The following is a 19610-nucleotide window of genomic DNA, read 5'->3' as shown; positions in this document are numbered from 1 at the left end:
GCGCTCAGTCCTCCAGCATGCGCGAGCGGGTGAGGAACCTCTTCCCGTCGGGCGATTCGAGGCTGAAGCCGCCGCCGCGGCCGTCGACCAGGTCGATGGTCAGGTGCGTGTGGCGCCAGTAGGCGAACTGCTCGCGACTCATCCAGAAGTCGAGCGGGCTGGTGGAGCCGTCGGGCAGCGGCACCTCGACGTGTCCCATGCGCACGTCGGCATCGCCCGTGAGGAAGTCGCCCGCAGGGAAGCACATGGGGGAGGAGCCGTCGCAGCAGCCGCCGGACTGGTGGAACATCAGCGGGCCGTTGCGGTCGATCAGCCGCTGGATCTGCGTCAGGGCCGCCCGGGTGAAGGCGACGCGGGAGAAGTCCTCGCCCTCGACGGTCGGCTCCATCTCCAGGACGTCGTCCGCACTGGTGGGCTCCGGGAGCGGCGGCGCGGGCGGCTGGCCGGGCTGCGGTGCCGGTGCAGATGGCTGCCCGGGCTGCGCCGCCGGCGGCTGCCCTGGCTGCGGGGCGGGCGTGGCGGATCGCCCGGGCCGAGGGGCAGGGGCGGTGGAGGTGTCGGTCATGATCGTCTCCTCCCGTGCGCTCCCGGCGGCGACGGTCCCGCCGGGCCGCGGCGACGGATGTGTGACATGGGCCACCAGGATAGTCCTCGCGCGCCAGGCATCGGGTGGAGAGCATGGAACATCGCCACCTCGGCCGCTCCGGCCTCAAGATCAGCGAGATCATCTACGGCAACTGGCTCACCCACGCCTCCCAGGTCGAGGACGACCGCGCCCGCGCCTGCGTGCGTGCCGCCCTCGACTCCGGCATCTCCACCTTCGACACCGCCGACACCTACGCCAACACCGCCGCCGAGGTGGTGCTCGGCGAGGCGCTGAAGGGCGAGCGTCGCGAATCGCTCGAGATCCTCACCAAGGTGTACTTCCCCACCGGCCCCAAGGGGCACAACGACACCGGCCTGTCCCGCAAGCACATCCGCGAGTCGATCGACGCCTCGCTGCGCCGCCTGCAGACGGACTACGTGGACCTCTACCAGGCGCACCGCTACGACGACGCCACCCCGCTCGAGGAGACCATGCAGGCGTTCGCCGACGTGGTCCACTCCGGCAAGGCCCTGTACATCGGCGTCTCCGAGTGGAACGCGGACCAGCTGCGCGCCGGGCATCAGCTCGCCCGCGAGCTCGGCATCCAGCTGATCTCCAACCAGCCCCAGTACTCGATGCTCTGGCGCGTGATCGAGGAGCGCGTGGTGCCCACCTCCCGCGAGCTGGGAATCTCCCAGATAGTGTGGTCCCCGGTCGCCCAGGGCATCCTCACCGGCAAGTACACGCCCGGGGCCGAGGCGCCCGAGGGCTCCCGCGCCCGGGACGAGAAGGGCGGCGCGGACATGATCAAGCGCTTCCTGAACGACGAGGTGCTCACCGCCGTGCAGGGCCTGCTCCCGATCGCCGAGGAGCTGGGCCTCACCCCGGCGCAGCTGGCCGTCGCCTGGGTGCTCAGCAACGACAACGTGGCCGGCGCGATCATCGGCGCCTCCCGCCCCGAGCAGGTCACCGAGAACGTCAAGGCCGCCGGGGTCACCCTCGACGCCGACGTGAAGGCCCGCATCGACGAGGTGCTCGGCGATCTGCCCGAGACCGACCCGACGAAGACCCAGTCCCCGGCGCACCGCCTGGCCTGAGGGTCCGGCCACGAGGCCCGGCCCGACCGCCTGGCTCGGGAGTCCGGCCACACGGCCTGGCCTGACGGCCCGCCGTGCACAGCGGAATGCCCCGCCCCCGAGGATCTCGGGGGCGGGGCATTCCGCTGTGGTCCTGCTGTGGCCCTGCTGTCGCTGTCGCGACGCGGACTGTCAGGAGCGCGGCGGGGGAGTGATCGGGTTCTCGCCGGTCTCGGCGGCGAGCTCCTCGCCGGTCTGGCCCTGGCGGACCTTCCCGTCGGCCCGCAGCTCCCAGAACTCGGCGTTCGCGATCCCGAGGGGTCGCGGATCGAACTGCGGATCCTTGCCGGCCTTCTTCTGCGCCCGGTAGTCCTTCAGTGCCTTCAGCGCGGGGACCTGGAGCAGGAGGATGCCGACGATGTTCAGCCAGGCCATCGAGCCCACGCCGATGTCGCCCAGGCCCCAGGCGGAGCCCGCGGTGTTGATCGCGCCGTACGCCACCGAGACCAGCAGCAGGCCCTGCAGCAGGCGCAGCAGGCCGCGGCGCACCACGCCGTTCTTGATCTTGCGGGTGAGGTAGGAGAGGTTCACCTCGGCCATGTAGTAGTAGGCCACGATCGTGGTGAAGGCGAAGAACGTCAGCGCGATCGCCACGAAGCTGGAGCCCAGGCCGATGCCGGGGGCGAGGGTGTCGAAGCCGTTCTGCACGAAGCCGGGGCCGGGCTCCACGTCGGTGCCGATGGTGCCGGTGTAGAGGGTCGGGCCGGGGAACGTCTCGTTCTCGAACACCGAGTACATGTCCGTCGAGATGATGATGAACGCGGTGGCGGTGCACACGAACAGGGTGTCGATGTACACCGAGAACGCCTGCACGAGGCCCTGCTTGGCCGGGTGGGACACCTCGGCGGCGGCGGCGTGGTGGGGGCCGGTGCCCTGGCCGGCCTCGTTGGAGTAGATGCCGCGCTGCACGCCCCACTTGATGGCGAGGCCGATGATCGCGCCGTACACCGCGTTGGCGCCGAAGGCGCTGGAGAAGATCTGGCCGAACACGTGGGGGATCTGGTCGAAGTTCACGAAGAACACGGCCAGCGCCGCGATGATGTACAGGATCGCCATCGGCGGCACCACGAACGCGGCGAAGGCGGCGATGCGCTTCACGCCGCCGATCACGATGAAGGCCAGCGCGATCACCAGCAGGATCGCGACGCCCCAGGTGGGGAAGCCCCAGGCGAGGTTGATCGCGGAGGCCATGCCGTTGGCCTGCACGCCGGGGAGGAAGAAGCTCATCGCCATCACGGTGACGGCGGCGAACAGGATGCCGTACACGAGGGAGAGGGCCTTGGCCTTGTGGCTGTAGGCCTTCTCGAAGTAGTAGGCCGGGCCGCCGCGGTACTCGCCGGTGTCCGGATCCTTCTCCTTGTAGATCTGGCCGAGGGTGGACTCGATGAAGGAGGTGGCGGCACCGAGGAAGGCGACCGTCCACATCCAGAACACGGCGCCGGGGCCGCCGAAGGCGATGGCGGTGGCGACACCGCCGATGTTGCCCATGCCCACGCGGTTGGCGAGCGACATCATCAGCGACTGGAACGACGACGTGCCGTCGGTGGACTTCTCGCCGCCGAACAGCTGCTTGACCATGTCCGGCAGGCCGGAGACCTGGACGAACTTCGTGCGGATCGAGAAGTAGAGGCCGGCGAGCAGGCACAGCCCGACCAGCGGGAGCGCCCAGACGACGCCGTTGACGGCGTCGATCATGTCGGCGAAGGTCATGAATGCCTCCTGAGGGGAATGGGGACGCGACGGCGACAGCGGCGTCGCAGTCCGGTGACGTGGGTCACCGAGGGTGTGGGGAGAACTTACCCGACGACGTCTCACTGTTCGGACTGTTCTGGAGCGTGTTGCGTTCTCGTGACCTAGCGGCTCGCAGAGGGGACGCTCGTCGCGTCGACCGTCGGCGCCGCATGTGGGCTGTCTCGCCCCTGCCCCGTGCAGGCTCCGCCGCGCAGACCCGTTACACTCGTGGTGACCCCTCGTGCGGTGTCATCTTGCTGAACTCCCCCAGGGCCTGACGGCAGCAAGGGCAGGTGAGCTCTGGCAGGTGCACGAGGGGTCGTCTCATGCCCGGACGGCGGACGCCTGGAGCGCGGACGCCTGGGGTGCGGGCGCCCGCAGGGTCCGACCGAGGGATCGCCGCACCTCGATCCGGCGCCAGCACCGACGAGGTGCCGACGCTCGCCGGCGGGGCGCCGCGGCGCCCGGGAGAACGCTCGCGTCCCTGACCGCCCGGCACTTCCCTCCCGCTCGCCGGGTGCGTAGCGTGGCCGTGCACAGCACCCGAGGGCAGGAGCCACGATGAGGATCGAGACCACGCACCGGGTGGGGCACCCGCAGCCCGAGGTGCAGGCCTGGTACGGCCGTCCCGGTGCCCTGGTGCGCCTCACCCCGCCGGGGCTGGCCTCGATGGACGCCCCGGGCGAGGGCGGGATGCGCGCCGGCCGCCTCGTCGGCACCCGGGTGGGGCCGCCCGCGCTCCCGGATCTGCTGCGCCCGCACTGGATCCTCCGTCACGCCGAGCACGACCCGCAGGCCGGGCGCTTCGTGGACCAGCAGGTGCGCGGCCCGTGGCGCACCTGGCAGCACGAGCACCTGCTGGAGGCCGACGGCTCCGGCACGCTGGTGCACGACCGCATCGAGATCGAGATGCCGCGCCGCCTGGAGCGGCTGGAGCCGGCCGCGGCCTCGCGGATGCGCCGCCTGCTGGCCTTCCGCAGCCGGCAGCTGCACGACGATCTCGCCTTCCATGACGCGTTCGCCCACCTCCCGCGTCGCACCGTCGCGATCACCGGCTCCTCCGGGCTGATCGGCACCCAGCTCGCCGCGCTGCTGGAGACGGGCGGGCACACCGTGCGGCGGATGGTGAGGGAGAGCAGCGTGGGCGAGGGGGAGATCTCCTGGGACCCGCGCAGCGGCGAGCTGGATCCCGCCGACCTCGAGGGCGTGGACGTGGTGGTCAACCTCGCCGGTCGCTCGATCGGCACCCGCTGGACCCGCTCCGCGCGGCGCGAGATCCGCGACTCCCGCGTGAACGGCACCTCGCTGCTCTCCCGCACCCTCGCGGGGATGCGCGACGGCCCCACGGCGCTGGTGCAGGCCTCCGCGATCGGGCTGTACGGCCCGCGGCGCCCCGGTGAGCTGCTCACCGAGGAGGATCCCGGCGGCGAGGGCTTCCTCGCGGACCTGGTGCGGGACTGGGAGGGCTCCACCCGTGCCGCGCGCGGCGCCGGGGTGCGGGTGGCGCACGTGCGCACCGGACTGGCGCTCAGCGATGGGGGCGGCTCCCTGCTGCCGCAGCTGCCGCTGTTCCTGGCCGGGATGGGCGGGCGTCTCACCGACGCGGAGGCGATGCTCTCCTGGATCTCCCTGGACGACGTGGTGCGCGTGTTCGCCCACGCCGCGCTCACCGCCGACCTCGACGGTCCGGTCAACGCCGTCGCCCCGCGGCCGGTGACCGCGCTCGAGTTCGCCCGCGCCCTCGGCGCGGTGCTGCACCGGCCCGCCCTGCTGCCGGTGCCGCCGTTCGGGCCGCGGGCCGTGCTGGGCGGCGCCGCCGCCGACGAGCTGATCCGCACCGACCAGCGCGTCTCCTCCGCCCGTCTCGAGGCGAGCGGATTCGCGCCCGCCCATGCCGAGCTCACCCCGGCGCTGCAGCACCTGCTGTGGCGGTGAGGGTCCGCGCCCGCCCCACGCCTGCGCTGTGGCGGTGAGGGTCCGGGCCCGCGTCCCGGCCGCGCTCGCAGGCGCGCTCAGAGGTGCTCGGTGGGCAGTTCCCGGAGCCGGCGCGCGTCGCGCTCCACGTCCTGCGCGGCGCGGCGCAGGGCGCGCTGTCGGCCCAGGGCGTTGACCACCGCCGCCAGCAGCACCAGGGCGGCGGCGCCGACGGGCAGCCACATCGCCACCTGCGAGCCGGCACGCTCGGCGACCGCGCCGGTGAGGGCCGAGGCCGCGGACTGGCCGACGATCGTCGCCGAGCCCAGCATGGTCATCACGGTGGCGGAGCGGCCCTGCGGGGAGCGCTCCGCGGCGAGGCTGTAGAGCGTCACGATCGTGGGCCCGATCCCGATGCCCGCGATCGCCATCGCCCAGACGACGCCGGTGAGCCCGCCCGCGAACCCGAAGCCGATCATCGCCGCGAGCATCAGCGAGGAGAACACCAGCCACCGCGCCGCGAGCGTGAACCGCTGCGGGAACAGCCCGATCGACAGCGCCAGGATCGTGGACCCCACCCCCATCACCCCGTACACCAGACCGGCGGAGTCGCCGTGGCCGGTGTCGGCGAGGAAGGAGGTGAGCGAGGTGAGCACGGTGCCGAAGAAGAGCCCCACGCCGAGCGCGCCGGCCACCACCACCAGCACCCGCAGGCTGCGCAGCTCCCGCGCGGGAGCCTGCCGCACGGGCTCCTCGGAGGTCGGGGCGGAGGCGCGGGCGGTGGGATGCAGGGCGAAGGCGGTGACGAACACGAGGGTGAGGACGGCCGCACCGATCATCGGCGCGGCCGGCGTCATCGTCGTGGCCAGCAGCCCCACCACCACCGGGCCGAACACGAAGGCGGTCTCGTCGGCCGCGGATTCGTAGCCCATGGTCGCGTTGAGGCTGTGGGCGCGCCGCGGGGCGGGCAGGCGCGTGAGGATCAGGTGCACCAGGCGGCTGCGGGAGAACGGGCCGATCTGCGGCGAGGTCGCGCCGATCACGAACCCGACGGCGAGCACGGCGAGGTCGGGCAGCGGGCTGAACGCCACCCAGGCCAGCGCCAGCAGGGCCAGCGAGTTCAGGATCCCGGAGGCCAGGATCACGGGGCGCTGGCCGATCCTGTCGGCCGCGGCGCCGAGCAGCGGGCCCACCAGCGCGGAGCCGAGCCCCAGCACGGCGGAGTTCAGGCCGCCCAGGGCGATCGACTCGCGGGCCGAGACCACCAGGGTGAGCGTGCCCACCACCATCATCGCGAAGGGGAACCGGGCGATGAAGGCGATGGGGAAGTACCCGGTCCCGGCGGCGGCGCGCAGGCTGGGGGCCGGCGCCTCGGTCGACGGGGTGCTCGGCGGCTGGTGCGCGGCGGGGCGGTGCGGGCTCGGATGCGATGAGGTCATGGATCCTCCGGACGGGTGGTGCCGCCTTGGACGATCCCCCTGGGGGACCCGAGGTAGATGCACTGCGGGGTCGACCCGGCGCCGGGTCGAGAGGACGCTCCCACGGTAGCGGTCGGCCCGGGCGTCGCCAAGGGCTCGGCGCTGAGGGGCCGGTGACCTCACAGCGGGGCCACGACGGGGAACGCCGGGTGGCGGCCGATGCCCGTCGTCGCACCGGCTTCCGCGCGGCGCGGCCCCGCGCCGGTGGAGGCGGACGAGGCCCGCCCCCGGGCAGGGGGCGGGCCTCGTCGGCGTGCGGCGTGCGGGGGTCAGGCGGGGGCGCCGGCCTTCTCGCGCCCTCCGGCGGAGTCGCCGTCGGTCGCGGGCGCTGCGTCGTCGGTCGCCGCGGCGGCGTCCTGCACGGCGGCCGCGTCGGCCTCCGCGCGCTCCTCGGCCTGGATGACCTGGAAGGAGGTGCGGCGCACCGCGTCGTAGGCGGCCTTGTCCAGGATCTTCTCGCGCTTGGCGACGATCACGGGCACCAGCGACTGGCCGGTGACGTTCAGGGCGGTGCGGCCCATGTCCAGGATCGGGTCGATCGCGAGCAGCAGGCCCACGCCCTCGAGCGGGAGGCCCAGGGTGGACAGGGTCAGGGTGAGCATCACGGTGGCCCCGGTCATGCCGGCGGTCGCGGCGGAGCCGAGCACGGAGACCAGCACGATCAGCAGGTAGTCGGTGACGCCCAGCGGCACCCCGTAGAAGTTCGCGACGAAGATCGCGGCGAGCGCGGGGTAGATCGCGGCGCAGCCATCCATCTTGGTGGTCGCGCCCAGCGGCACCGAGAAGGAGGCGTAGTGGCGCGGCACGCCCATCCGCTCGGTGACCGTCTGGGTCATCGGCATGGTGCCCAGCGAGGAGCGGGAGACGAAGCCCAGCGAGGTCGCCGGCCAGACGCCGCGGAAGAACGAGGCGATGGAGAGGCCGTTGGCGCGCAGCAGCACGGGGTAGACCACCAGCAGCACGATCAGCATGCCGATGTAGACGTCGGCCACGAACACGCCGAGCTGGCCGATGGCCTCCCAGCCGTAGGAGGCGACGGCGTTGCCGAGCAGGCCGACGGTGCCGATCGGGGCCAGGCGGATCACCCACCACAGCAGCTTCTGCACGATCTCCAGGGCGGAGCCGGTGAAGCGCAGGAACGGCTCGGCCTTCTCGCCCACCTTCAGCACCGCGATGCCCACGGCGATGGAGATGACGAGGATCTGCAGGGCGTTGAAGCTCAGGGAGACGGAGCCGTCATCGCTCGCGCTGCCGGTGATGCCCAGGAAGTTCGAGGGGACGAGGCCCGTGAGGAAGTCGAGCCAGCCGCCCTGGGTGGAGGAGGCCTCGGCGGCGTCCGCGCTCACGCCGGAGTTCTCGCCGGGGCTCGTGAGGGCGCCCAGCGCGATGCCGATGGAGACCGCGATGAGGGCGGTGATGCCGAACCAGAGCAGGGTCTTCCAGGCCAGGCGCGCGGCGTTGGTGACGTTGCGCAGGTTCGCGATCGAGGTGACGATCGCGAGGAAGATCAGCGGCGGCACCAGCGCCTTCAGCAGCGTCACGAAGATGCCGCCGATCGTGCTGAGGGTGGTGGTCAGCCAGTTGTCGCCGTCGGGGTTCGCGTCGGTGGGGGAGACCGGGCCCATCTGGGCGGCGACGAGGCCGAGGATCACGCCGAGGGCGAGGCCGATGAGGACCTGCCACCCGAAGGGGATGCGGAAGATCGCCGTCAGCGGGCTGGGCCGACGGGTCTCGGAGGAGGTGGGGGATGTCGAAGTGCTCACGATGCGAGACGTTACGCGCCTCTCGTCCCGCTTTCAACTAGAGCGCTATGGGGTCACATTAGGTGAACTTTGAGGGCGGGGCGGGGTGCGGGGACGAGCTTTGGGGTGGCGTGCACCTTCGGTCCGTCCCCGACGAGAGTCGGTCGTCCCCGGGGCCCGGCCGCCGGGCGACGCCGTCCGTCCGGAGGATGTGCACCGCTCGCCGTCCGGGCACGATGGAGGCATGCAGGAGAGCGTCGAGGAGCGGGATGGGGAGCCGGACCCCGACGCCTTCGGCGTGCGTGAGCCCGGCCGGTTCGCGGCGGACGTCGAGTACCACGGCGTCGCGGGGGATCACGACTACCTGGTCCGGGTGCGCCATCGCCTCCTCGACACCTCCTTCACGGTGGTCGTCGACGGGGTGGAGCACGCTCCGAAGGCCGAGCAGAAGGCGCTCGAGGCACGAGAGCGCGAGGCGCCGGGGGACGACGGGCAAAACGGGGCGCCGGGGCCGACGGGGGCGCCCGCGCCCGGCGAGGACGACCTGCGCTTCCGGGTGGCCGAGCACTTCACCGGCGCGGACTGCACGGTGCGCCGCCCCCGGCCGGACGCCGAGCACGTCGACTCCGAGAGGATCACGATCCGCACCACCGGATTCGGCGGCGCCGGGGAGGTGGAGATCCGCCACGGCTTCCGCACCACGCACCTGGTCCCGTCGGAGGGCTCGCCGTCGGCCGTGCGCGATGCGACCCGCGCGGCGCATCCCGTCCGCTTCGCGCTGCTGGCCGCGGCGGCGAAGGGGGCGAAGTTCCTGATCCCGCTGCTGGGGTTCGGAGCCCTGTTCAGCGGACTGCTGGACCCGGTGGAGGCGTGGATCGAGGCGCGGATCCGGCCTGTCGTCGAGGAGATCTCGCGGGCCACCGCACCGGCGCGGGAGTGGATCGCCGAGGTGACGCGGCCGGTGCGCGAGGTGATCGACACGCTGCTGTCACCGCTCAGGGACGCGGTCCGGTGGCTGCTCGGCCTGCTGCCGGAGATCACCCTGCCCGTCGACGTGCCGGGTTGGGTGATCGACGTGCTGGTGCCGGTGCTCGTGGTGGTGGCCGTGTTCGCGGCGACCTACTCGGGGATCGCCCATCGCCGTCGGGAGCTCGCCGCGAGTGCCCGCGCCGAACGGCCCGCGAGTGCCCGGGCCGAACGCCCCGCGGGCGTGCGGACGGAGGGCGCGCGGACGGAGGGGGCGCAGTCCCGCGGGGCCGCCGATGCGCAGGAGGAGGCCGGCGGCGCCGCCGTGCCCGAGGAGGCGGTTCAGCCGGTGGCGGCGGACGGATCCGGCGAGGAGGGCGAGGCCGCGGAGGCGTCCCCGTGCGCGGCGAGGAACTCGGCCCGCTCGGCCGGGGAGAGCAGCACGCAGAACTGAGTGCCCTCCGGGTCGGCGAGGGTGGCCCAGCCGCTGCCCGGACCGTAGATGCCGCGCCGGTCCGCGTCCTGCGGGGCACCGCGCCCGAGCAGCCAGGCGAACTCCCCGGCCTGCGTGCGCTCAGCGGTGGTCACTGGGCCCGTCGTCGTCTCCTCCTGGACGGAGGCGCGGGGGTCGTGGGTCGGCGGGATTCCCCACCCGTGCCGAGGTCCCGGAGCGCGCTCGCGCCTCGTGATCCACCCTCTGCAGGAAGAACACCGCGACGACCAGCCCTGCCAGCACGAGAAGCGACAGCAGGGCCGCCCAGCCCGGCGCCTGGCCGTTCTGATACAGGGCCATCAGGGTCGAGAACACGAAGATCATCACGATCGTCGCGGCCATCGCCCGCACCGCGGCGACGTTGCGTCGGCGATGGACGATGTCCATGCTCATCTCGTTCTCGGCCACCATCTGCAGCGGACGCAGGAGCGCGACGACGGGGATCACCACGGCCACGCTCACCGCCAGACCGCCCCCCACGCCGGCGGCCAGCGCGATCGCAGCGCCGGCGCCCAGAAAGCTGAACACGGAGGCGTCGGCGGCGACCAGGCCCCCATCACCGATAGTGGCCATGTGCTGCGCGGAGAATCCCTGACGCACCGGCGGCAGCGCACCCACGAGCAACATCGGGGCCACGAGGAGCGGGGCGATCACGAAGGGACCGGTCATCGTGCGCCACAGCGCCGCCATGATCGTCCCGAGGCTCTCGTCCAGTCGCCACAGCGACTCCAGCACCGCCCACACCATCGGCAGTGCGGGGAGGAGCGTGACACCGATGGTGAGCAGCTCGGCGGTGCGCGGATCCTGCGCGGTCAGCGAGAACACCACCAGGCAGCCCAGGGACGTGAGCCCAGCCAGGACTATCAGCACCCGTGTGAGAGGGGAGAGGAGCCGCGCGAGTATGCCGTCTCTCTCGGAGGTCGCATAGCGCACGGGTGCCGGCGCGAGATCGGAATCGTGGTCCGGGCTCCGTGCCTCGGTGCCTGCCGCGCTACGCGCGTCACCCTCGGATGCCGCGGCCTCCTGCCCGGACCTCCAGCGGGCCAGGCACCTCCGCAGGAGGACCAGGACTTCGCGCATCGGTGGAACGACAGCGGACAGAGCCGCGCCCAGGAGCACCGCGCACGCGAGTCCGACGGCGGCCACGAAGGGAAAGTCCGCCGGCTCCGGGATGCCGTTTCGCAGGCGAGGCACCGCAGTGCCCTGAATGCCAATCGCTCGGGCGAGCGCGGAGGTCAGGAACAGAGAAGCGCCAGCACCGATCGCGAGACTCATCGGCCCGGCCAGATCGACGGGGCGCCACCTCTCCGTCTCACGCAGCGCCCGCACCGTGAGCCAGGCCGCGGCCGTGAGCATCAGCAGATGCAGCACCGCGATAGCGACGAAGGGGGCGGCGCTCCGGGAGGAGGTGGAGACCCCCACTGCGAAGGTGCCCAGCGGCACGAGGACCATCAGTGCCGGGCCGATCAGCACGACGCCGAGCGGCCGACGAGCACGGTGCGCGGTGGAGGGCATGCGCACAGCATGGCATGGCAGACGTTGCCAGATGCCGCCACTGCGCGATCGTTGCCCGGGCCCTCCCTCCCCACCGCTCGCCCGTCCCCCGACGGGTGAGGAGCGTGGGCGGCCTCGACTAGCCTGTCGGGGTGGCCACCGCTCTGTACCGTCGTTACCGCCCTGAGTCCTTCGCCGAGGTGATCGGCCAGGACCACGTCACCACGCCGCTGCGGCGTGCCCTGCGCGCCGGCCGGGTGGGGCACGCGTACCTCTTCTCGGGCCCGCGCGGCTGCGGCAAGACCACCTCGGCCCGCATCCTCGCCCGTTGCCTGAACTGCGCCGAGGGTCCCACCGACACCCCCTGCGGCACCTGCGACTCCTGCCGCGACCTGGCCCGCGGCGGCTCCGGCAGCCTCGACGTGGTCGAGATCGACGCCGCCAGCCATGGCGGTGTGGACGATGCCCGCGAGCTGCGCGAGCGCGCCTCCTTCGCCCCGGTGCGGGACCGCTACAAGGTTTTCATCATCGACGAGGCCCACATGGTCACCTCCGCGGGCTTCAACGCCCTGCTGAAGCTGGTGGAGGAGCCGCCGGAGCACGTGAAGTTCGTCTTCGCCACCACCGAGCCGGACAAGGTGATCGGCACCATCCGCTCCCGCACCCACCACTACCCCTTCCGGCTGATCCCGCCGCAGGTGCTGGGCCCGTACCTCGACGAGGTCTGCGACGCGGAGGGCGTGCAGGTGGGCGAGGGCGTGATGCCGCTGGTGGTGCGGGCCGGCGGCGGCTCCGCCCGCGACTCCATGTCGGTGCTGGACCAGCTGATGGCCGGCGCCGGGGAGGACGGCCTCGACTTCCCCACCGCGATCGCGCTGCTGGGCTTCACCGACACGTCCCTGCTGGACAGCGCGATCACCGCGATCGCACAGCGGGACGCGGCCGCGCTGTATGCGGCGGTGGAGCATGTCCTGGCCACCGGGCACGAGCCGCGCCGCTTCGTCGAGGACCTCCTGGAGCGGCTGCGTGACCTGATCGTCCTCGCCGCCGTGCCGGACAAGGGCGCTGACCTGCTGCCCCAGGTCCCGGCCGACGAGCTCGAGAGCATGCGCGGCCAGGCCGCGATGCTCGCCCCCGCCGACCTCTCCCAGTGCGGGGACCTGGTCCACGAGACCCTCTCGACGATGAGCGGCGCCACCTCGCCGCGCCTGCACCTCGAGCTGCTCGCCGCCCGCCTGGTGCTGCGCCACGAGCGGGCCGCGCTCGCCGCCGGGGAGGCGGGCGCCCCGGGCGGCGCGGCGCCCGGCGGCGGCTCCGCCGGCGCGGAGAGCCCCGGTGCGCAGACGGGGCGGGGCGGGCGCGCCGAGACCGCGCCGGGCGCCGCGCAGGCGCCGTCCGGAGGCCGGGAGGAGGCGCGACGCATCGCGCAGGAGAAGGTGGAGGCCGCCCGGCAGGCCCGCGGCGGCCGCGCTCCCGGCGGCGCCGCCCCCGCACAGGGTGCCCCGGCGCCGAGCAAGCCCGCCCCGGCCGCTCCCGAGGCGCCGCGCCAGGCGGCGGCCGAGGCCGCGGCCCCTCCGGCGCAGCAGACGCGCGAATCGGCACCGTGGGGGAGCGCCGCGCCGTCCGGCCCGGCGCAGGAGTCCGCGTCATCGGCCCCGTCGCAGGAGGCCGCCCCGTCGGTCCCGGCGCCGCAGGCACCGCCCGAGGCCGCGCCGCAGGCGCAGGCCGGTCCGGGGGCGCCGCAGGAGTCCGCGCCGCCTGCGCAGCCCGATCCGGCGGGCGGCCTCGACGCCGACGCCGTGCGCGGCCACTGGTCCGCGATCCTCGACGAGCTGCAGCAGATCCGCCGGCCCAGCTGGGCGCTGATCTCGCAGAACGGCCACGTGCACGCCACCCGCGGCAGCACCCTGGTGCTCGGCTTCCGCACCGACGGACTGGTCAGCGCCTTCCACCGCGGCACCGCCGCGGAGAACCTCGCCGACGCCGTGCGGCGCATCATGCACACCGAGATCACGGTCGAGGCCGTGGTGGGGGAGGACCCCGGCCCCGGCGGCGGAGGCGGCCACGCCGGCGGACCGGGCGGTGCTCCCTCCGGCGGGCCCAGCGGCGCGGGAGGAGCCCCCATCGGTGGGCCCGGCGGCGGTCCGTCCGGTGGCCCGGGTGACGCTCCCACCGGTGGGTCCGGCGGTGCTCCGCCCCGCCACACCGGTGGCGCTGGCGACGGCCCGGCGCCGCGCGGGTCCGGAGCGCCGGCGGGTGCCCCGTCCGGGGGCGGGAACGCGCCCTGGGGCGCGGCGGCGGGAGCGATGACTCCGCGGGACGGCGCACCGACCGCTGCGGCGCCGGCCGCCGCTGCGCCGTCCGCCCCCGCGCCGACGGCATGGTCCGCGGCCGCCCCCGCCTCGTCCGCCGCGGGTGCGTCTGCCGCCGGCGCCGCCTTGGCGCCGCCCGCCCCGGCCGATGCGGCGGCGCCGGAGCCCGTCTCGGCCGGTCAGCGTGCCTCGGAGCGCGCCCTGCGCGCCGCCGCCCGGGCCGCGCAGTCCGGGCCCTCCGCCGCGGTGCCGGACAGGGTGGAGGACTTCGCTCCCGAGCCCGACGACCCCTACCCGCCGGACCCCCGCGACGAGGACTACTCCGCTCCGCCGCCCTCCGCGCCCGGCGGAGGATGGGCGCCCGCGCCACAGGAGCAGCCGCAGGCCCAGCCCCAACCCCAGGGGCAGCCGCAGGCCCAGGGGCAGCCGCAGGCCCAGGGGCAGCAACCCGGCAGGCCGGAGCCGCAGCCGCAGGGACAGCCGGAGCCGCGCCCCCAGCCGCACTCGGCGTCGCAGGCCCCTGGCGGCGAGGTGCCGGAGGTCGAGGACGAGGGCCGGGACTCGCTCCCGCCGGAGGAGCCGCGCACCTTCGGCCAGGCGGCGCTCCGGCGCGCCCTCGCCGAGGGCCGCGTGATCCGCTCCCGCCCCGCACCGAGCAGCCCCGCGGCCGAGGACGCGCCCGATGCGGCCGCGTCGGGAGCCGCACCGTCCGCGGCGTGGGAGACCTCCGCGGCCCCCGCCGTCGCGCCGAGCACGAGCTGGAGCTCCGGCGCCGCCGCCCCGGGCCCGGACCGCGCCCCCGCCCCCACCGGGCAGGCCTCCCCCCAGGCGCCTGCCGCGGCCCCCGCCCCGTCCGCGCCCCGCAGCGGGGCCGCACTGGCGCGGGAGGCGGCGCAGGCCTCGCTCTCCGCGTCCCAGCGCGCCCGTGCCGGGCGCGGTGCCGCCTCCGCGTCTCCGGAGGTCGAGGTGGACCCCACCGGCGGCGCCACGCGGGACGACGAGGACGCGGTGGTCTCCACCCGCAACGGCCGCGAGGTGGTCGAGAAGCTCCTGGGCGGGAAGGTCCTCGAGATCATCGACGAGAACGCGGTGCGCTGACGCGCGCCCCGCGAGCGCCGACGCGGCCTCAGCTCTCGCGCAGCTCGTTCAGCCCTCGCGCGGCTCGAGCAGGCTGAACAGGTCCGTGCGCAGGGTGGCCGGGTCCGTCTCCGGCGTCGGCGCGGTCACGTAGAACTCCCAGAACGGGTGCGCCATCTGCTCCCCGGCCTCCCCGAGCGCGGCGGTGAACGCGCCCCATGCCTCCGCCAGGCCGCCGTACCCGCCGAGGTGGGAGGTCCAGCCCACGCGCCCCGCCGGGATCCGCGACCCCGTCACCTCGTAGCCGCTGGGCAATGTGAGGGTCTGCGTGAGCGGGGCGTCCACGGGGAAGCCCACCTCGAGATCGGCGGTGGAGACCGGCGCCCGATGGTGGAGGGCGAAGGCCGGGCCGATCGGGTGCACGCCCACCTCCGCGAGCGCCGCGGCCAGGTGCGAGAAAGTGCCGTCCATCAGCGCGGGCATCGCATGCATCGGGTAGTCCTGCTGGGAGACCACCGCGGTGAGGACCTCCGGGGCCTCGGTCACCCGACATCCGGAGAGCGGCTCGGCGGTGTCGTAGGGCGGGGGCATCGTCGACATCGGTGCAGGTCCTGTCCGTGAGCGGGGACGGGCCGCGGGACACATCGACGACCCGCCCCGAACCTACCCCGCGAGCGCGCCGCCCGCCAGGAGATGCGGGCGCTCAGGCGCGCAGGTCCCCGTCGGCCTCGCTCTCCCCGGCCGCGTCGGCCCCTGCTCCGGTTCCGTCGGCGTCCCCGCGGGCCTCGGACGGCGCGTCGCGGTCCACGCCCGCGAGGTCCAGCGCGAGCTCGCAGAACATCGAGTTCGACCAGGAGAACCACTCCCGGGTGAAGATCGTCGGGTCGTCCACGTGCACGCCCTCGTGCATCATCCCGGTGCCGCCGTCGGTGCGGATCATCTGCTGCAGCAGGCGGAGCTTCTCCGCCCTGTCCGCCGTGGTGAGCCCCTCGACGGCCTTCGCGATCGGCCACACGTGGTCCTTCGGGGTGTGCGGGGAGCCCACGCCCTCCAGGAACAGGCCCGCGTAGTAGTACGGGTTCGCGCGCGAGAGCACCGCGGCACGGGTGGCGAGGTAGGTGGGGTTCGACTCGTCCATGCAGCCCAGGTAGGGCAGCGCCAGCAGGCTCGGCACGTTCGCGTCGTCGAGGAACCGGTGCGCGCCGCGGCCGTCGATCTCGTACGCCCAGACCCGCTCGCCCTGCGGCCCCTCGATCGTGCCGTGCTCCGCGAGGGCGGCACGGATCTCGCCGGCCCGCTGCCGCGCCTCGGCCGCCTCCTCCGGGGCCTGGGCGACCTCCTCGAGCAGCTGCCCGAGCCGCTCCAGGGCGAGGGCGAGGAAGTGGTTGCCGGGGATGTTGTACCCCAGCTCGCAGGCATCGTCGGAGGGGCGGAATCCCGCCCACACCAGGCCGTTCGGCGCGGTCAGCGCGCCGCGGCCCTCCCGGGCCAGGGTGTCCTGGGCGGGCACGCCGGCGCGCTGGAAGCGGTAGGCGGAGCGCTGCTCGTGGTCCTGCTCGGCCGCGACGGTGGCGAGGATCGCGCGGGCCGCGGGCAGGAAGCGCTCATCCGCCCAGGAGGTGTCCCCGGTGGCGCGCCACAGCCGCCAGGCGAGGTCCGGGCCGTAGGAGAGGGAGTCCAGCTCGAACTTCCGCTCCCACGCCCAGGGGTTGTCGAACTCGGTGACGTCCTCGTCCCAGTGGGAGGAGTCCGGCAGGCGGTTGAACGCGTTGGCGTAGGGGTCGATCTCGAGGTACGTCCACTGGCGGCGCAGCAGCCCCGCCAGCAGCGAGACCAGCACGGCGCGGTCCTCCTCGGCGCCGATCCCGCCGGCCACCAGGCGCAGCAGCGGCGTGAGCTGGGCGGCGGAGTCCCGCAGCCACATCGCCGGGATGTCCCCGGTGATCACGAAGGTGGTGCCGTCCTCCTCCACGCTCACCGTGGTCTCGGCGGTGTTGCGCAGGTAGGCGACCACCCGGGAGGCGATCTCCTCTCCGAGCGCCCGGTCGGTGCCGAGCAGGTCGTCGAGGCCGGTGAGCACACGGTCGTGCACGGTGTCGAGCAGGGCGGGAGGCAGGGAGGCCACGGGTCTCCTCGTCGAGGCGGGTCGGCCGCGCCGGACGGCGGCGGCAGGTCCGCGTCACTGTAGCGGGGCATGGGGGCCCGGGGTGGAGGCGACCGCGGGCCGTCGGCCGCCCCGGCGCCGGGCGCCGTCGGCCGCATCGCTCACAGCGGAGCGCGCCGACGCGGTGCCGGTCAGCCCGGACACATACAGTGGGAGCGTGTACGAAGGCATCGTCCAGGACCTCATCGACGAGCTCGGCAGGCTGCCGGGCATCGGCCCCAAATCGGCGCAGCGGATCGCATTCCATCTGCTGGACGCCGAGGAGGAGTCCGTGCGTCGTCTCGCCGAGGTGCTCATCCAGGTCAAGGACACGGTGCGCTTTTGCGAGATCTGCGGGAACGTCTCCGCCGAGGAGAAGTGCCGCATCTGCACCGACACCCGCCGCACCGACGAGGTGATCTGCGTGGTCGAGGAGTCCAAGGACATCGTCGCGATCGAGAAGATCCGCGAGTTCAAGGGTCGCTACCACGTTCTCGGCGGCGCGATCGACCCGATCGGCGGGGTGGGCCCGAACGATCTGCGCATCACCCAGCTGATGAGCCGGCTCGGCTCCGGGGAGACGCAGGAGGTGATCCTGGCGCTGGATCCGAACATCGAGGGCGAGGCCACCGCCGCCTACCTCACCCGCCTGCTGGGCTCGATGGAGCTCACCGTCACGCGCCTCGCCTCCGGCCTGCCGGTGGGCGGCGACCTCGACTACGCCGACGAGATGACCCTGGGGCGCGCCTTCCTGGGCCGGCGCTCCGTGTGACCGGGCGGGACCGCCGATGACCTCCCCGCACAGCCGCGCGCTGCCGCCGCTGACGGACCTGCCGCCCCCGCCGCGCCTCGCCGAGGAGCCCGCGAACCTGGTCCCGCCGGAGGAGATCCTCGCCGAGTCCACCGCCGCGCTGCGCAGGCGGCTGCTGCGCCGCTCCTGGGCGCCGGGCCTGGTGCTGCTGGGCCTGTGGTACGTGCTGCTGCTCCTGTACGTCACCGGCGCCTCGCCCACGTTCTGGTTCCTGTCCCTGCTGGCCTCCCTCGCCGAGCCCTCGCTCCTGCGGGCGGCGATGCTGGGGCTGGGCTTCACCTCGGGCGGGCTGGGCGCCGCCTTCGCACTGCTCCCGCTCGGCGCGACGGTGGTGAGCCTGGCGCTGGGGCTGCTCGCCCCCGCCCTGCTGATCCGGCTGCGGCCCCGCCGCCACCTCAGCGAGGAGGGGTTCCAGCGCGCGGTCTCGACGGTGTCCACCGCGACGCTGATGGCCCTGCCGGCGGTGGTGGTGCTGGTGACGCCGCTGAGCGTGCTGCTGCCGCTCTCGCAGCCCTGGTCCGGCCTGGGCCCCGGGCCGCTGTCCTCCTGGTGCCTGGCGCTGCTGGTCCTGCAGGGGGCCTGGCTGCTGGTGCGCCGCACCGTCCCGGCCGCACCGCTGCTGGGCCTCACCGACGCGCAGACGCTGCACACCACCGCCCGGATCGGCACCGACCCGGACCAGCGCCGCGCCGCCGCGAAGCAGGTGCTCGCCCAGGACCGCCGCCACCTCCCGCCGAACCCCGGCACCGCCGCGGAGGGCGGGGCGCTGAGCCCGCGCGGCGCCGCCACCGCGCTCGCCCTGCTGGCCCGGGCGAGCCTCCGCTGGGTGGTGCCGGCGCTGGCGGGGCTGGGCTGGCTGGTGTTCGGGATCGCCGACCTGGTCACCGTCATCACCCGCTTCGGCATGAACGAGCTCACCGGGGTGGAGTCCCCGCTTCACGCCGGGCAGCTGCTGCTGGCCGCCCCGGTGGCGGGCTGCGTGCTGCTCGCCCTCGCGCTGACCCCTGCCCTCGCGGTGCGCCTGGCCGCCTCGCAGCGCGGCGAGGTGCTCGACCAGCGCACTTACCGCGAGTGGAGCCACCGCGCCCGCGTGAACCCGTGGGAGGCGCGGGTGGTGGGCCTGACCGGCTGGCTCAGCGCCGTGTGGGTGCTGCTGGGATGCGTGCTGCTGGCGGTGCTGGTGCCGCTGCTGCAGGTGGGGACGCCGCTGGCGTGGGTGTGGCTCGTGCTCGGCATACTGGTGCTCGCCCCGCTGGTGGGCGCGGCCGCCGCCTCCGCCATGCGCACCGGGCTGCGGGACGTGCTCTACGGCCCCGCCGGCGACTACATGCGACGCGAGGTGCCCTACGCCCTGATCGCGCCGGACATCGGCACCCGCACCGACCGGGGCCGCGACCCCGCCGTGCGCGCCGCGCAGCGCGCCCGGCTGCTGGCGGCCGGAGGTGAGCACGGCCCGGCGCTCGCCGGCCTCGACGCCTCCGGGGAGCGTCTGTGGGTGGACGAGAACGCCCCCGGGGCGTCCGACACCGCCGTCCGGGAGGCGGACCTCGCCCGCGGCCTGCTGCCCGACTTCGGCGGGGAGGGCTCCCCCTTCACCGGCGGAGGGCGGGACGCGGCCGCGCCCGACGGGGCCGGGCAGGGCTCCGGGCACGAGATCCCCGGCTCCGTCACCGGTCTGCGCGAGCCGTAGCGCCCCGGCGCCGACGGGTCTGTCGGCCGCGCCCGGT

General features: G+C 74.3%; 13 protein-coding genes and 1 other RNA gene. 7 read left to right on the top strand and 7 right to left on the bottom strand.

What is annotated here, in order from left to right; translation table 11 throughout:
* Positions 1-4 precede the first annotated feature (4 nt).
* The gene (locus DWV08_RS11965) at positions 5-388 is read right to left on the bottom strand and encodes a DUF779 domain-containing protein (protein WP_115414003.1); all 384 of its coding nucleotides are present in this window, start codon (positions 386-388) and stop codon (positions 5-7) included.
* A gap of 290 nt (positions 389-678) precedes the next feature.
* Between DWV08_RS11965 and DWV08_RS11960 the strand changes: the two genes are divergently transcribed.
* A complete protein-coding gene (locus DWV08_RS11960; RefSeq protein ID WP_115414002.1) occupies positions 679-1683 on the top strand; it encodes an aldo/keto reductase family protein in 1005 nt (334 codons plus the stop codon).
* A 171-nt stretch (positions 1684-1854) separates the two neighbouring features.
* On the opposite strand, the gene DWV08_RS11955 is transcribed toward DWV08_RS11960, so the two are convergent.
* The gene (locus DWV08_RS11955) at positions 1855-3432 is read right to left on the bottom strand and encodes an alanine/glycine:cation symporter family protein (protein ID WP_115414001.1); all 1578 of its coding nucleotides are present in this window, start codon (positions 3430-3432) and stop codon (positions 1855-1857) included.
* A gap of 251 nt (positions 3433-3683) precedes the next feature.
* Here DWV08_RS11955 and ffs point away from each other — a divergent pair.
* Together ffs and DWV08_RS11945 are read left to right on the top strand one after the other, a co-directional pair.
* Positions 3684-3780: signal recognition particle sRNA small type (gene ffs, locus DWV08_RS11950), an RNA gene on the top strand.
* A gap of 234 nt (positions 3781-4014) precedes the next feature.
* Positions 4015-5388 carry a TIGR01777 family oxidoreductase gene (locus DWV08_RS11945; protein ID WP_115414000.1) on the top strand — a complete coding sequence of 458 codons (1374 nt, stop codon included), beginning with the start codon at positions 4015-4017 and terminating at the stop codon, positions 5386-5388.
* A 77-nt stretch (positions 5389-5465) separates the two neighbouring features.
* On the opposite strand, the gene DWV08_RS11940 is transcribed toward DWV08_RS11945, so the two are convergent.
* Together DWV08_RS11940 and DWV08_RS11935 are read right to left on the bottom strand one after the other, a co-directional pair.
* A complete protein-coding gene (locus DWV08_RS11940; protein WP_115413999.1) occupies positions 5466-6806 on the bottom strand; it encodes an MFS transporter in 1341 nt (446 codons plus the stop codon).
* 308 nt (positions 6807-7114) lie between these two features.
* On the bottom strand, positions 7115-8608 hold the full coding sequence (locus tag DWV08_RS11935; protein WP_115413998.1) for a dicarboxylate/amino acid:cation symporter: 1494 nt from the start codon (positions 8606-8608) through the stop codon (positions 7115-7117).
* Between the two features lie 223 nt (positions 8609-8831).
* On the opposite strand from DWV08_RS11935, the gene DWV08_RS16805 reads away from it, so the two are divergent.
* Positions 8832-10007 (top strand): hypothetical protein, encoded by a 1176-nt coding sequence (locus DWV08_RS16805; protein WP_127097476.1) that lies wholly within the window; start codon positions 8832-8834, stop codon positions 10005-10007.
* Positions 10008-10127: 120 nt separating this feature from the next.
* Here the strand turns inward: DWV08_RS16805 and DWV08_RS11915 are convergent, their stop codons facing one another.
* Entirely contained in the window at positions 10128-11561 is a 1434-nt protein-coding gene (locus tag DWV08_RS11915; protein ID WP_115413995.1) for a hypothetical protein, read from the bottom strand.
* 131 nt (positions 11562-11692) lie between these two features.
* Here DWV08_RS11915 and DWV08_RS11910 point away from each other — a divergent pair, with 131 nt between their 5' ends.
* Positions 11693-14950 (top strand): DNA polymerase III subunit gamma and tau, encoded by a 3258-nt coding sequence (locus tag DWV08_RS11910; protein ID WP_115413994.1) that lies wholly within the window; start codon positions 11693-11695, stop codon positions 14948-14950.
* Positions 14951-14998: 48 nt separating this feature from the next.
* Here the strand turns inward: DWV08_RS11910 and DWV08_RS11905 are convergent, their stop codons facing one another.
* Both DWV08_RS11905 and DWV08_RS11900 read right to left on the bottom strand, forming a co-directional pair.
* On the bottom strand, positions 14999-15529 hold the full coding sequence (locus DWV08_RS11905) for a GyrI-like domain-containing protein (RefSeq protein WP_115413993.1): 531 nt from the start codon (positions 15527-15529) through the stop codon (positions 14999-15001).
* Positions 15530-15632: 103 nt separating this feature from the next.
* On the bottom strand, positions 15633-17054 hold the full coding sequence (locus DWV08_RS11900) for a glycoside hydrolase family 125 protein (protein ID WP_115413992.1): 1422 nt from the start codon (positions 17052-17054) through the stop codon (positions 15633-15635).
* Positions 17055-17250: 196 nt separating this feature from the next.
* On the opposite strand from DWV08_RS11900, the gene recR reads away from it, so the two are divergent.
* Positions 17251-17844, top strand: a complete 594-nt coding sequence (gene recR / locus DWV08_RS11895) for a recombination mediator RecR (protein ID WP_115413991.1) — start codon at positions 17251-17253, stop codon at positions 17842-17844.
* A gap of 16 nt (positions 17845-17860) precedes the next feature.
* On the top strand, positions 17861-19573 hold the full coding sequence (locus DWV08_RS11890; RefSeq protein WP_115413990.1) for a hypothetical protein: 1713 nt from the start codon (positions 17861-17863) through the stop codon (positions 19571-19573).
* Positions 19574-19610 lie beyond the last annotated feature (37 nt).

It is taken from the genome of Brachybacterium saurashtrense (genome assembly GCF_003355475.1).
GTDB classification, from domain to species: domain Bacteria; phylum Actinomycetota; class Actinomycetes; order Actinomycetales; family Dermabacteraceae; genus Brachybacterium; species Brachybacterium saurashtrense.
This window is presented reverse-complemented; position numbering and strand designations above follow the sequence as displayed.

Bases quoted from the DNA above. Each gene is read 5' to 3' on its own strand.
- DWV08_RS11965 (WP_115414003.1), bottom strand. From the start codon at position 388: ATGGAGCCGACCGTCGAGGGCGAGGACTTCTCCCGCGTCGCCTTCACC.
- DWV08_RS11960 (WP_115414002.1), top strand. From the start codon at position 679: ATGGAACATCGCCACCTCGGCCGCTCCGGCCTCAAGATCAGCGAGATC.
- DWV08_RS11955 (WP_115414001.1), bottom strand. From the start codon at position 3,432: ATGACCTTCGCCGACATGATCGACGCCGTCAACGGCGTCGTCTGGGCG.
- DWV08_RS11945 (WP_115414000.1), top strand. From the start codon at position 4,015: ATGAGGATCGAGACCACGCACCGGGTGGGGCACCCGCAGCCCGAGGTG.
- DWV08_RS11940 (WP_115413999.1), bottom strand. From the start codon at position 6,806: ATGACCTCATCGCATCCGAGCCCGCACCGCCCCGCCGCGCACCAGCCG.
- DWV08_RS16805 (WP_127097476.1), top strand. From the start codon at position 8,832: ATGCAGGAGAGCGTCGAGGAGCGGGATGGGGAGCCGGACCCCGACGCC.
- DWV08_RS11915 (WP_115413995.1), bottom strand. From the start codon at position 11,561: ATGCCCTCCACCGCGCACCGTGCTCGTCGGCCGCTCGGCGTCGTGCTG.
- DWV08_RS11905 (WP_115413993.1), bottom strand. From the start codon at position 15,529: ATGTCGACGATGCCCCCGCCCTACGACACCGCCGAGCCGCTCTCCGGA.
- DWV08_RS11890 (WP_115413990.1), top strand. From the start codon at position 17,861: ATGACCTCCCCGCACAGCCGCGCGCTGCCGCCGCTGACGGACCTGCCG.